Origin of the sequence: Pantoea sp. GM_Pan_3 (genome assembly GCF_026541045.1) — a bacterium.
Lineage (GTDB): Bacteria > Pseudomonadota > Gammaproteobacteria > Enterobacterales > Enterobacteriaceae > Pantoea > Pantoea anthophila.
The window spans coordinates 73,448-86,582 of sequence record NZ_JALNVA010000005.1; the positions used below are offsets into that span (position 1 = coordinate 73,448).

The 13,135-nt window shown below is 59.4% G+C and carries 12 protein-coding genes; 9 read left to right on the plus strand and 3 right to left on the minus strand.

The window, feature by feature from the left end:
• The first annotated feature begins 24 nt into the window (after window positions 1-24).
• On the plus strand, window positions 25-1,299 hold the full coding sequence (locus OXR04_RS15165) for a multidrug efflux MFS transporter (protein ID WP_071987815.1): 1,275 nt from the start codon (window positions 25-27) through the stop codon (window positions 1,297-1,299).
• Here the strand turns inward: OXR04_RS15165 and OXR04_RS15170 are convergent.
• Window positions 1,181-4,318 carry a beta-galactosidase gene (locus OXR04_RS15170; protein WP_267372773.1) on the minus strand — a complete coding sequence of 1,046 codons (3,138 nt, stop codon included), beginning with the start codon at window positions 4,316-4,318 and terminating at the stop codon, window positions 1,181-1,183. The genes OXR04_RS15165 and OXR04_RS15170 overlap by 119 nt on opposite strands.
• Before the next feature lie 254 nt (window positions 4,319-4,572).
• On the opposite strand from OXR04_RS15170, the gene OXR04_RS15175 reads away from it, so the two are divergent.
• The 3 genes from OXR04_RS15175 to OXR04_RS15185 all read left to right on the plus strand — a co-directional run bounded on the left by OXR04_RS15175 (window position 4,573) and on the right by OXR04_RS15185 (window position 6,869).
• Entirely contained in the window at window positions 4,573-4,719 is a 147-nt protein-coding gene (locus OXR04_RS15175; protein WP_162836530.1) for a hypothetical protein, read from the plus strand.
• Between the two features lie 120 nt (window positions 4,720-4,839).
• On the plus strand, window positions 4,840-5,142 hold the full coding sequence (locus tag OXR04_RS15180; RefSeq protein ID WP_033736600.1) for a PsiF family protein: 303 nt from the start codon (window positions 4,840-4,842) through the stop codon (window positions 5,140-5,142).
• Window positions 5,143-5,342: 200 nt separating this feature from the next.
• Entirely contained in the window at window positions 5,343-6,869 is a 1,527-nt protein-coding gene (locus OXR04_RS15185; protein ID WP_267372085.1) for an FAD-dependent oxidoreductase, read from the plus strand.
• Window positions 6,870-6,916: 47 nt separating this feature from the next.
• Here the strand turns inward: OXR04_RS15185 and proC are convergent, their stop codons facing one another.
• Entirely contained in the window at window positions 6,917-7,729 is an 813-nt protein-coding gene (proC, locus tag OXR04_RS15190; RefSeq protein WP_140923328.1) for a pyrroline-5-carboxylate reductase, read from the minus strand.
• 165 nt (window positions 7,730-7,894) lie between these two features.
• Between proC and OXR04_RS15195 the strand changes: the two genes are divergently transcribed.
• Window positions 7,895-8,344, plus strand: a complete 450-nt coding sequence (locus OXR04_RS15195; RefSeq protein ID WP_009091816.1) for a YaiI/YqxD family protein — start codon at window positions 7,895-7,897, stop codon at window positions 8,342-8,344.
• 2 nt (window positions 8,345-8,346) lie between these two features.
• On the opposite strand, the gene OXR04_RS15200 is transcribed toward OXR04_RS15195, so the two are convergent.
• Complete coding sequence (locus OXR04_RS15200) at window positions 8,347-9,057, minus strand: DUF2076 domain-containing protein (protein WP_009091814.1); 711 nt, start codon at window positions 9,055-9,057, stop codon at window positions 8,347-8,349.
• Window positions 9,058-9,372: 315 nt separating this feature from the next.
• Here OXR04_RS15200 and aroL point away from each other — a divergent pair, with 315 nt between their 5' ends.
• From aroL to OXR04_RS15220, 4 genes are all read left to right on the plus strand, one after another.
• Window positions 9,373-9,897, plus strand: a complete 525-nt coding sequence (aroL, locus tag OXR04_RS15205) for a shikimate kinase AroL (RefSeq protein WP_046101332.1) — start codon at window positions 9,373-9,375, stop codon at window positions 9,895-9,897.
• Window positions 9,898-10,008: 111 nt separating this feature from the next.
• On the plus strand, window positions 10,009-10,200 hold the full coding sequence (locus tag OXR04_RS15210; RefSeq protein WP_009091809.1) for a YaiA family protein: 192 nt from the start codon (window positions 10,009-10,011) through the stop codon (window positions 10,198-10,200).
• A gap of 343 nt (window positions 10,201-10,543) precedes the next feature.
• Window positions 10,544-11,296 (plus strand): IclR family transcriptional regulator, encoded by a 753-nt coding sequence (locus OXR04_RS15215; protein ID WP_009091808.1) that lies wholly within the window; start codon window positions 10,544-10,546, stop codon window positions 11,294-11,296.
• 271 nt (window positions 11,297-11,567) lie between these two features.
• Window positions 11,568-13,127, plus strand: coding sequence for an OPT/YSL family transporter (locus OXR04_RS15220; RefSeq protein WP_058956379.1), 1,560 nt, complete (start codon window positions 11,568-11,570; stop codon window positions 13,125-13,127).
• Window positions 13,128-13,135: the final 8 nt, after the last annotated feature.

A 13,135-nucleotide genomic window follows, 5' to 3' on the forward strand; every position in this document is an offset into this window, starting at 1 on the left:
TCTTTCTCTTCACTTCCTCTGCCCATGCCACGCATCATTGAACCCTGGAAGATAAACCTGATCTCGGTCTGGTTTGGCTGTTTTTTTACCGGACTGGCGATCAGCCAGATTATTCCGTTCCTGCCACTCTACCTTGAGCAACTGGGCGTCACCGGCGGCACCTCACTGAGCCTCTGGTCGGGACTGACGTTCAGCATCACCTTTGTGATTTCAGCGGCGGTTGCGCCGCTGTGGGGCAGCCTGGCCGATCGCAAAGGGCGGAAACTGATGCTGCTGCGCGCCGCTGCTGGCATGGGGATCGTGATCCTGCTGCAGGCTTTCGTCACCGAAGCCTGGCAGTTGCTGCTGCTGCGCGCCCTGATGGGGCTGACCTCCGGCTATATCCCCAACGCCATGGCGCTGGTGGCCGCTCAGGTGCCGCGTGAACGCAGCGGCTGGGCGCTGAGCTGTGTCTCCACCGGCCAGATTGGCGGGGTGATTCTGGGACCGATGCTGGGCGGGCTGCTGGCTGACGGGGTGGGGCTGCGCATGGTCTTCATGGTCACCGCGGCTCTGCTGCTGGTCAGTTTTCTGGTCACACTCTTCCTGATTAAAGAGACGGGCTACACCCCGGTGAGTAAAAAGGAGAAGCTCAGCGGACGCGAGGTGTTCCGCTCGCTGGATAACCCCAGACTGGTGCTCTGCCTGTTCTTTACCACCCTGGTGATTCAGATGTGTAACGGGTCGGTTAACCCCATCCTGACGCTGTTTGTGCGGGAGCTGGCGCCCCATGCGGAGAACATCGCGTTTCTCAGCGGGGTGATCGCCGCGCTGCCCGGCGTGTCTGCTCTGCTGGCCGCACCCCGGCTGGGGCGACTCGGCGATCGCATCGGCACACAGCGTATTCTGCTGGCGACGATGGCGATCTCGCTGCTGCTGTTTATCGCCATGTCCTTTGTGACCAGCGCAACGCAGCTGGGCGTGCTGCGCTTTTTGCTGGGCTTCGCCGATGGTGCGATGATGCCTGCGGTGCAGACCCTGCTGGTGCGCCATTCACGCGACAACATTACGGGGCGGATCTTCGGCTACAACCAGTCGTTTATGTATCTCGGCAACGTTGCCGGTCCGCTGCTGGGCGGGGCGGTGTCGGCGATGGCAGGTTTCCGCTGGGTCTTTTTTGCCACCGCAGTGGTGGTGCTGATTAATGTGCTGTTTCTGAAGCGCGTTTACCGTCGTCCGAAGACCGTGCTGCCCGCGTCGGCTGGCAAATCGTCAGTTCCGTCTGCCAGCGCTGCTGAGTCAGCAGAAACTCAGGACTGACGCTGGGACTCCAGGAGTCATCGCCGCCCACGCCCATGTGGTACGCATCCAGATGCAGCCAGCAGCCCGCTTCCGGGCGCAGGAGGTGGCGGTGTGACGTCTCCCGCAGCTGCTCCAGGCTAAAGCGACTCAGCGAGAAAGCGAAATCTCCGCTGACCTGCCAGCTGCCGGTATCAAGCTCACGGGTGCCGCCGCGCAGGCCGTTCTCACCCGGGAAAACATAGGGCGTAAAGAGCTGATCCAGCGGTAACTGCCAGCGGGAAAACTGTGCGGCCAGCTGGCGGTCAGGGTAGTTTTCGTGCGGGCCGAGGCCGAGCCAGTTCACCTGCTGCGGGATCGTCGCCAGCGCGCAGCGTAGCCCGATGCGCGCTGGCGGTGGCAAACCGCGGGACTGCTCAACGGAAAGCTGCAGCGTCAGCTCCCCCTGTGCATTGATCAGAAAACGTATCCGGCTGATAAAGGCGAGCTGCCCCCCGGCGTGCCAGCTGTGCAGCGTCTCAATCTGCACCGCCTGGGTCAGCGTATCGGCCGCAATCGCTATCCGCTGGCTTTGCATCTGGTCATAGCCCGCCGCTTTCCAGCGCTCCGACCAGGCGTTGGGATCGATCCGTTCCGCTTCGCTGGTGCCGATGTCATTATCGAGCGGCGCGCGGATAAAGCACGCCTGAAGCGGCGTCAGCAGCGTCGGCTCGTCATCCACCCACCACTGTTCCAGTTCGCCGCTGTGACGGGAAAATTGCCAGCGCTGCTGCCGGTGGGTGACGACAATCTCACGGCCGTTATCGTGCAGCTGCGGTGCCTCACCGGTTTCCGGCAGGGAAGGCAGTGCCAGCGCGGAGGGGAGCGCCCACTGATCCCAGGCGACACGCCAGCCAGCTTCGCTCCAGCGGGTCGGCTGCACCTGATGCACGGCAACATTCAGCCAGCATTCGCCCTGCAACGGAGGCGGGGAGGGCAGGGTGATCCGCTGCTGGCCCTGCGCGGGGATATCGAGCGGGATATCACCCTGCGCCACGACCTGGCCGGCCTGCTCTATGCGCCAGCGTAACACTTCATTATCACTGTGGCGGAACAGATAGTCGCTGCTGACCGTAAAGCTCAGCGGATCGTCGGGATCGACCGTGAACTGCCAGAACTGCTGGGCGCGCTGCGCTTCATAGAGCGCCGGATGAGGTGTACGGTCGGCAAACACCAGCCCGTTCATACAGAACTGACGATCGTTGGGTGTATCGCCAAAGTCGCCGCCATAGGCCTGCCAGGGCTCTCCCTGATCGTCATAGCGGGTCAGGCTCTGATCCACCCAGTCCCAGACGAAGCCGCCCTGCAGGCGCGGAAACTGACGGAAAGCCTGCCAGTATTTCGCAAAGCCGCCAAAGCTGTTGCCCATCGCATGAGCATATTCACAGAGGATCAGCGGGCGCGTTTCGCCCGGCAGTCCAATCCACTTTTTCAGTGACCATTTCGGCACCGCCGGGAAGGGCTGATCCTGATCCACCCTGGCGTACATCGGGCAGATGATATCGGTCGCGGCGGTATCCGCACCGCCGCCTTCATACTGAACCGGACGGGTCGGATCGCTGCTTTTCACCCAGCGGTAAAGCGCGTCGTGCGTTGCGCCATGGCCGGACTCGTTGCCCAGCGACCAGATAATAATGCAGCAGTGGTTACGGTCACGCTGCACCATGCGCGTGACCCGCTCGCTGTAGGCGGCAAACCAGCGCGGATCGTCAGAGAGCCGGTTCATGGGCTGCATGCCGTGGGTCTCAATGTTGGCCTCATCCACCACGTAAAGCCCGTACCGATCGCACAGCCGGTACCAGAGCGGATGATTGGGGTAGTGCGAGCAGCGCACCGCATTAAAATTGTGCTGCTTCATCAGCATGATGTCGCGGCGCATCATCGCCTCATCCACCACCTGACCCCGTTCAGGGTGGTGCTCGTGACGGTTAGTGCCGCGGATCAGCAGCGGTTTGCCGTTCAGGCACAGCAGGCCATTGTCGATAGTGACCTGGCGGAAACCGACATCCCAGGCTTCCACCTCGATTAACTGCTGCTGCTCATCCAGCAGGGCCAGCGTGGCGCGGTAGAGATGAGGCGTCTCCGCGCTCCACAGGTCAGGCCGCTCAACCGGCAGGCTGAGCAGGGCGCGTTCGGGATAGTGGCCGCGTTCATCGATGATGGCGCTGCCCAGCGGCTGCTGACACTGTGCAATCTGCTGCTCGCCCTGCCACAGCGTCAGACGCAGCTGATAGCGTGAGGTAACGGCGGAAGGCAGCGCGACACGCACCTGCGCGCGCAGATCCGCACGGCAAAATTCCGGGCTGAGTCGGGTTTCCAGCTGAACGTCAGCCAGATGAACCCGGGGTTTATGCAACAGGGTGACGTCGCGAAAAATACCGCTCATGCGCCACATGTCCTGATCTTCCAGATAGCTGCCATCGCTCCAGCGCAGCACCATCACGGCCAGCCGGTTGTTACCGGGACGCAGCACCTCGCTCAGGTCAAATTCGGCGGGCAGCCGACTGTCCTGGGAGTAGCCAATCCAGTGACCGTTGCACCAGAGGTGAAAGGCAGAGTTAACGCCGTCAAAAATAATGCGCGTCTGTCCCGTCTCCAGCCAGGCGGCTTCAATGCTGAATGTGAGCGAGTAACATCCGGTCGGGTTTGCTGCCGGTACCCGTGGCGGATCGACCGGGATCGGATACTGCACGTTGGTATAAATGGGCGCGTCATAGCCATGCATCTGCCAGTTGGCCGGTACCGGAAGCGTACCGGCATCCGGCAGATCCTGCAGTAACCAGCTGGCGGGAATCGCTTCAGGCTGCGCAAAGTAACTGAATCCCCACTCACCGTTGAGACTGCGCAGTGAGGCGGAAGGGGCGTCATCACGCGCAGCGGCTTCATCGCGCCAGCTGGCAAAGGGCGGGTGGGCATCCAGCCGATGCAGCGAGGTCACTACCGGGTTTTCCCAGTCGCGCCGGGAGAGGATGTCGCTGAGAGCAGCCTGAGAGAGAGTCATGTCGGTATCCTGTAAATGTAATGCGCTCACAATGCGCAAAAAATGCCAGGCTGTAAAGCGTTCGTCCTCCCGTTTTGCACAAATAGTTTCGTCTGCAAATCGGTCGGGATGTTGAGAAGAGAGCAGATTACTGACTGTAAAATGTTAAGTCTGGTCAGCAAAGATGAATAGCGGCAGGATGCAGAGAAATCTCACTTGTCAGCCCCGCTGATGGCTTCATACACTCAGCCCGATTTTTACACCCTGAGGTTGATATGAAACGAATCGTTAAGCTGGCGGCTGTTGTGGCATTAGGTTTTATCCTGAGCGGATGTCTTTTCCCGCCTCCTGGCGGCGGCGGTGGAGGGGGCTGGGGCGGGCCGGGTGGCGGGCCAGGCCATGGATTTGTTGATCCGCGCTAAACGTGCAGTACAGTCCCACTCTGGAATGGGATCTTTCCATCACGCTGACCGGAAACATTTCCCGCTTTGCTTATTCACTGCCAGAATAAGAAAGAACACATCCACATGGGAGATAACACGATGAAAGTCGGTTTTTTGGCAATGATGATGGCGGGCCTGCTGGTCAGCGGGCTGGCAAATGCGGCGGAGAAGACCCCGCAGCAGGAGAAAATGACGATCTGTAACCAGCATGCCAAATCACAGGATCTCAAGGGAGATGCGCGCAAATCCTTTATGAGTGAATGCCTGAAAAAAGAGAGCAAGCTGTCACAGATGTCTCCGCAGCAGATGAAAATGAAAAGCTGCAATGGCGAAGCTGGCGATAAAAAGCTGGCGGGTGATGCACGTAAAACCTTTATGAGCCAGTGCCTGAAAAAAAGCTGATGTTTCTCCCGGCCACGCAGGTGGCCGTTTCCCTTCCGGCCTGCGTTTAAATTCCCTGCTGTAACAGCCCGTTACGCTTCTGACAAACATTCCGCGTCAGGCTTTTAATTTCCTTTGCCACACTTACTGTTTGTGGGGATTTGCGCTGCGCAGGGTCTGACGGCGCGGCGCCCAACCGGAACAGTCAAAGGAGCCACGTTGTGAACTATCAATTTACCGTCGATCTGAAAGACCTGCCGCAGCGTCAGCCGGTTAAAAAAACGCTGGGTGAGGTGGAAGTGTTACTGATCCGCGAGGGGGAGAGCGTTCGTGCTTACCAGGCGAAATGCCCGCATGCTGGCGCGCCGCTGGAGCAGGGCGCGATCTGTGGCGACCGGCTGGTCTGCCCGTGGCACAAAGCCGCATTTAATCTGGCCGACGGCAAAATGTGTGAACCGCTGGCGCTGGCCGATCTCAAACAGTATCCGCTGCGGATTGAAGAGGGGCGTGTGCTGGTCAATCCTGAGGCGATGTCGCCCGCCGCGCCCATTGGCAGCGGTGCAGACGCACCGGTTTTCGTGGTGCTGGGTGGCGGCGCGGCGGGAAGTGCTGCGCTGTGGCGGTTACGGCATGAGGGCTATAAAGGGCGTCTGGTGCTGGTGGAGCGGGAAGCGGACGCACCCTACGACCGCACTGCACTGACCAAATTTGTGCCATCAGGCAAGATGGATATCAGCGAGGTACCGCAGCTGCTGAAAGCGGATGTGATGGATCACGTCGAGCGCATTCAGGCCAGTGTGAGCCGCCTTGACGCTCAGCAGCAACGGCTGATCTTTGAAGATGGTGAAAGCCTCGCCTTCGACAAACTCCTGATCGCCAGTGGCGCGGCACCTGTACGTCCCGATATACCCGGCAGCGATCTGGAGGGGGTGCATCTGCTGCGCAGCAAAGCCCAGACCGACCAGCTGCTTCAGGCGGTAGATGCCAGGCATAAAATTGTGATTATCGGCAACAGCTTTATCGGCACCGAACTGGCGTCGGCGCTGCGTAACCGTGACATTGACGTGACGGTGATTGCCCGCCAGACGCTGCCCTTTGCGAAACAGTTTGGCGACCAGATTGGCCGCTATTTCTATCAGCTGCATCAGAAAAATGGCGTGAAATGGGAGCAGGGCGAAATTGAATCCCTGCAGGGCGATCAGCAGGTGAGCAGTGTGCAGCTTAAAGGGGGGCGGCAGTTGCCCGCTACCGTCGTCCTGTTTGCCACCGGCGTGAAACCGGCCACCGACTTTATCCACGATCTGCCGCTGGCAGAAGATGGCAGCCTGCAGGCCGATGCAGAGCTGAAGGTCGCTGAGAACATCTGGGTTGCGGGTGACATCGCGACGTATCCGTCGGCGCAGGGGCCGCTGCGCATCGAGCACTATCGTGTTGCGCATCAGCAGGGACAGACCGTCGCCAGAAATATGCTGGACCAGCACGTCGCCTTTGAACGTGTGCCCTTTTTCTGGACGACCCAGTATGGCACCCGTTATGAGTATCTGGGCCACGCCAGAGAGTGGGATAATTTCCAGCTGCTCGGCTCGCTGGAGGAGAAAAAGTTTATCGCGTGTTATGGACAGCAGGGTGAACTGGCGGCGATCTGTTCGTGCGGGATGTATACGCTGACCGCTGAGCTGGTGGAGCGGATGCAGCAACCCATGACGTTTGCCGACGCCGTGGCGTACTGCAAGGTAGCGATGGAGTAGGCCGAATGCAGGGCGGGCCGACGGGCCGCCCTGCTCATCGTGGCTTGCTAGCTGCGGCTCAGTTTCTCTGACTTCGCCATGCACTGCTGCATCGCTTCAATCACCGCCGAACGCATCCCTTTCTCTTCCAGCACCTTCACCGCTTCAATGGTGGTGCCGCCGGGAGAGCAGACCATATCTTTGAGCTCCGCCGGATGTTTGCCGGTAGTCAGCACCATCTGCGCCGCCCCTTTCACCGTCTGCGCGGCAAACTGATAGGCCTGCGCGCGCGGCATGCCGCCAGCGACAGCCGCATCCGCCATCGCTTCGATAAACATGAAGACGTAGGCCGGGGCGGACCCGCTGACGCCCACGACCGAGTGAATCAGATACTCATCCACCACCGCCGCCTTGCCGAAGCTCTCAAAAATCGCGACCACTTCGTCGGTTTCTGCGGACTCCACCAGCGCATTAGGCGTGACCGAGGTCATGCCTTCACTCACCAGCGAGGGGGTATTAGGCATCGCCCGGACAATTTTGCGGTCATAACCCAGCACCGAAGAGAGTGAATCAAGCGTCACACCCGCCGCGATCGACACCACCAGCGCCTCTTTCTTCAGGCTGCCTGCCAGCTCTTTTAACACTTTCAGGATGACATTGGGTTTGACCGCGCCAAACAGAATGTCCACCTCGCGCGCCAGCGCGTCAGCACTCTCTGCGGCGTTGATGCCATACTGCTCTGCCAGCGCCTGGTTGGTGTCTGCTTTGCGGTCATAAACGAAAATATCAGACGGGGCGATTTTGCCACTGTTGACCAGTCCGCCGATAATGGCTTTCGCCATATTTCCCCCGCCGATAAACCCGATTTTCTTAGCCAGCATCGCCATCTCCTTAGGACATTATGCGTTTTCTTCCGGCTAGCTTACTTCAGTCAGCCCGAATAACAAGTCAGCCGCGTGCAGCCTGGAAAGCGTGCCGAAAATTAAATTTGCCATTTAAAGGGAACCCGGCAAGATTGCAGACTTCTCTGACTGTAAGGAGTGATGATGTCTATCTGGGTCGATGCCGATGCCTGTCCGAATGTGATCAAAGAGGTGCTGTACCGCGCGGCCGATCGCACCGCCACCACGGTCACCTTTGTGGCAAACCAGTTTCTGCGTGTGCCGCCTTCGCCCTATCTGCGCACCCTGCAGGTGCCTGCCGGGTTTGATGTCGCGGACAATGAAATTGTTAAACGTGTTGAGCCAGGAGATCTGGTGATTACCGCCGATATTCCGCTGGCGGCCGAGGTGATTGAGAAGGGGGCGGCGGCGCTGAATCCGCGTGGCGAGCGCTACTCACCGGCGACAATACGGGAACGGCTGACGATGCGCGACTTTATGGATACCCTGCGGTCAAGCGGTGTGCAGACCGGCGGCCCCGCGGCAATGAGTCCGCGTGACCGCCAGCAGTTTGCAAATGAACTGGATAGCTGGCTCAGACAGCAGAAACGCTGACGTTAAACGAAGCTGTCGTCGTCGTAGTCGTCGCCGCCAAAATCGTTGAGGTCGCCGTTGTCGGCAAAATTGTTATCCCAGCCGCTGTTCTGATCCAGGAAGGCGTTGTCATTACCCTCGTTGAAGGTGTTGAGGTTGTCATCGCCGCCGTTAAAGGTGTTGAGATTATCGTTCACCTCAGGCAGTGGTGGCTCATTGATGATGTTCACAATCTCTTCCGGCTGTGAGTGGTGGAACATGCTGGTCAGCATATCGGCCATCACCACACCACCGGCGACACCCACTGCCGTCTGCAGTGCGCCGCCGAGGAAGCCGGTGCCGCGTGACGCCGGGGCTGGCGCATATTGCGGCTGAGCCGGTTGCTGAGGCGCACTGTTCCAGGGTGACGGTTGCTGCTGTTGCTGAGCAGGCTGCTGCTGACGTGAACCGCCACCAAACAGTCCTGACAGAAACCCGCCACTGCTCTGTGCGGGCTGCTGTTGCTGTTGTTGTGCCAGCTGACTTTCCAGCGCCGATACCCGCTCATTGAGTTTTTTCAGCGCCGCTTCCTGAATCAGGATCGCCTGCGCCATATAGTAAGGTGCGCCAGGCTGCGCCTGCAGGTGCTGGTTAATCAGTTGTTCGGCAGCGGCATCACGTGCCGCGGTCTGGCTTTCGGCCTGTTTCAGGCGGGTGAACAGCCCTTCGATCAGTTGTTGTTCTTCGCGTTGCATGATGACTCTCCTGTGGCGATGGTGATCAGTATATGTGGGCGGCTGAGAGAAAAGTAAATCTGTGGCGGTAAGCAAATATTGCCAGACCCGTTTTGCCCCGCTTTTTCGCCATTTCTGCCGGGCAGCGGAGACCCTGATGCACAAATCGTGCATGCATTTCCCCTTGAAAAGATAAGACTTATCGCCATTCAGGGCAGTAAAGTGCGTAAAACCTGCCTGACAGGTGGAGGCCATAATAATTTCCAGTTATGATGCGTCGCATTAATCAGCTAACCATGCAGCCGCATCGCGCGGTCAGGCGGAGGAACGGCCCTGATGTCACTACCCATCTTTTTGATTGGCGCTCGCGGTTGCGGCAAAACCACAGTCGGCGTGGCGTTGTCGCAGGCGCTGGGCTACGCCTTCACCGACACCGATCACCATCTGCAACTCAGCACGCAGCGCAGCGTGGCCGAGATTGTGGCGGCAGAAGGGTGGGAGGGGTTCCGCGCCCGTGAAACCGAATCACTGCGGGCCGTGACGGCGCCGCGCACCGTGATAGCCACCGGCGGTGGCATGATTCTGGCCGAGGAGAACTGCCGCTTTATGCGGGAGCAGGGACAGGTGATCTGGCTTAGCGCCTCTCCGGAGGTGCTGGCAGAGCGGCTGCAAAGCGAACCAGAGGCGGCCCAGCGTCCGACCTTAACCGGCCGTCCGATTGCCGATGAGATGAGCGATGTCCTGCGCGAACGCGCGCATCTCTATCAGGCCGCCGCCCATCATCAGGTGAATGCCATGCAGTCCCCCGAGCGTGTGGTCGAGGAGATCCTGCTCTCCCTCTCCCTGGCGCGCGCCAGCTAACCCTCAGATTTTTCCCGCTTTGATCCCGCTTCAGTGGGTGTTGTCTATACTTACCTCATGACAGGCAGCGGCCTGTCCTGTGGAATGTTATTGAGAGAAGAGGGACACAGTATGCCGACCAGACCACCGTATCCACGTGAAGCGAAAGTTGTGCCTGTAGAAAAGGGTCCTGAGGGTAAAAAAGTCACGTCCTATGAGTTACGTGCCGATCACCCTAAACCAAATTCCTTAATCAGCGAGCACGAAACGGAAGAAGAAGCGCATGATGCCAAAGCGCGCTACGAAGACGTCGAAAAAGAGTAATTCGTTGCTGCTGGCAGGGACGCCAGCCTGTTTCATCCTGTGATAGCCGGCAACATCTTCTTCTGTCGCCCCTGCGCGATAAAGTTTTCTCTTTCCCCGACCGCATCCGGTCAATTAACACGCAAAATTTACGCAGATTTACTGCGACTGGCTTTTTGTCCGGGCGTCTGTTCTGCGCACTCCCGGCGTCGCCCTATAAAGCCCCGCTAATCAATTTTATCGCCGTATTTTCTCTGCTGCCGATCCTGCCGGTGTCAAAATTGTCGCTTGACCGATTCAGCGTCACGTTTTATTTTCGTCGGAACAGCAGAGGAACTTTGTTCCATATAGTGGAACCCGTGACATGACCACACTCGAAAATGCCGCCGCCGTACTCCGGTTATTTCAGCAAAAGGGCGTGACGCAGGGGCATGTCGGTCTCTCCTTCAGTGAGGTGGTTGAGGCGCTGGGCCTGCCCAAAAGCACGGTATCGCGTCTGCTCGCCACGATGGAAAGTCAGGGGCTGCTGGAGCGCGATGCCGACACGCGCGGTTATCATATTGGCCGCGTATTGTTAGCCGCCGCCGGACATTATCTGTCCGCACCGCTGGTGGACAGCGTCTCAGCCGCGATGGTCAGGCTGGCCGCAAAAACGGGCTGCATGGGCTACGTGTCAAAGCTGGATGGCCGGGAAATATTAGTGATGCGCATGTTTCATGGCCGTCACTTTACCCAGATGGTCACCCCACCCGGCAGCCGGATGCCGGCTGACGCCACCTCAACCGGCAGGGTACTGCTGGCGCAGTTAAGCGATGACGAGGTGCTGGCGCGCTTTCGTGACCACTGGCAGGCTGGCCCGGCAAACTCGCCGCAAAGCCCGGAGGCGCTTCTTGCCAGTCTGGCGGAAATCCGGCAGCAGGGCTGGTCACTGGCCCGGAATGAGTCTCTGCCTGGCATCAGTTCACTGTCAGTCATCGTGCACAACAAACATCATGGCGAAACGGTCGCGCTCTGCCTGTCGTTTCTGTCGCAGGAGTCGGAACCGGGATACCCGCCCGCGCTCCTTGACGCATTACGCGCAACGGCCACAGAGATGGCCGAAAAGTTTGGCGCGTAACGTCACCACGATTTTATCGGCGTAATACTTTCGCCACACCAGGGAAAACCAGGGCCTTCGGGCCTTTTTCTTTCAATCTGATCGCCATGCTTTACGCAGCAGACTGGCTGCCTGTGTGCGTCCCTCTCGCGTGTTTGTGCACGGGTGACGTTCCTGGCAGGAGGGCAGCGCCTGCGCGCATCAGAACCGTAAAAAAGACAAGCGGCGTCAACCCGTCAGCAGGCGGGCAGACATTCTTCTATTTCTTCTGGACAAGGACTGGCGGGGACATATGGAACGGGTAAATCCGATCAGGCACGCTGGCGTGGCACTGGTTTTAATTTTGCTTTCTATCGCGGGTGCCATTATTGGTATCCAGCTGATCACCACCCTTGGCGTAACGCCTAACACGTCGATTATTGGTGCGCTGTTTGCCATGCTGCTGGCGCGTATTCCGCTGCAGGCTTTCCGCCGCTATCGTTCGATTGAAATCCAGAATCTGGCGCAGACCGCTATCTCGTCAGCCACCTTCGGGGCAGCCAACAGCCTGCTGATGCCGATTGCGGTGCCCTGGGCGCTGGGAGAGCCGCAGCTGGTGCTGCCACTCTTCTGTGGCGTCAGTGCCGCAATGCTGCTTGATGCCTGGCTGCTCTATCGTCTGTTTGATACCCGCGTCTTTCCGGCCAGCAATGCCTGGCCTCCGGGCGTGGCGGCGGCTGAAGCGATCAAAGCAGGGGATAAAGGAGGACGTCAGGCCTGGCTGCTGGTGGCGGGTATTGTCGGTGGCGTTGTCGGCGCGATGCTGAAGATCCCGATGTCCGCCTTTGGCACCGCGTTTATCGGCAATATCTGGGCGCTGTCGATGCTCGGCATCGGTTTTCTGCTGCGGGCCTACGCGCAGCCGGTGGCCGGTATTGATATCAATGCACTCTACATTCCGCATGGCGTGATGGTCGGCGCCGGCCTGGTGGCGCTGATTCAGGTCATGATGGTGATCCGCAGTCGCAAAAATGATGCGCAGGGGGTGAGCCGCAACGGCAATGAGGTGCAGCGGGCGCTGGGCTTCGGCAGCGTGGGCTACATCGTGATTTCGGCGCTGCTGGCGCTGGCGGGCGGCCTGTGGAGTGAGATGGGCATCGCGATGCTGCTGCTGTTTGTCCTCTACGCCGCCTTTGCGGCCTTTGCCCATGAACTGATTGTCGGGATTGCCGCGATGCACTCCGGCTGGTTCCCGGCCTTTGCCGTGGCGCTGATTACGCTGATTATCGGCATTCTGCTCGGCTTTCCGCCGCTGGCACTCTGTCTGCTGTGCGGCTTTACCGCCGCCACCGGGCCGGCGTTCGCCGATATGGGATATGACCTGAAGGCGGGCTTTATCCTGCGCGGCAACGGTGCCGACCTGCAACAGGAGCTGTGGGGACGGCGCATTCAGCTGATCGCCGCCATGATCGCCTTTGTGGTGTCGATTCCGCTGGTCTGGTACGCCCACACCCTGTTCTTTACCGATAACCTGCTGCCGCCGGTGGCGCGGGTCTATGCCAAAACGATTCAGGCGGGCGCGGAGCCGGGTATCGCCGGAAACCTGCTGCTGTGGGCAATTCCTGGCGCGATGATTCAGCTGATCGGCGGACCGAAACGGCAGCTGGGCGTGCTGCTGGCCACCGGTCTGTTAATCAACAACGCGATGGCGGGCTGGGCTGTGATGGTCGGGATTGCCCTGCGCATCGTCATTATTCGCGTCTGGGGCGAGCGGGGCCGGTCGCCTATGGAAGTCATGGCGGCAGGGTTTATTGCTGGTGATGCCCTCTACAGCTTCTTCCATTCGCTGTTTGCCAGCAGCAGCAAGAAATAAAAGGATTA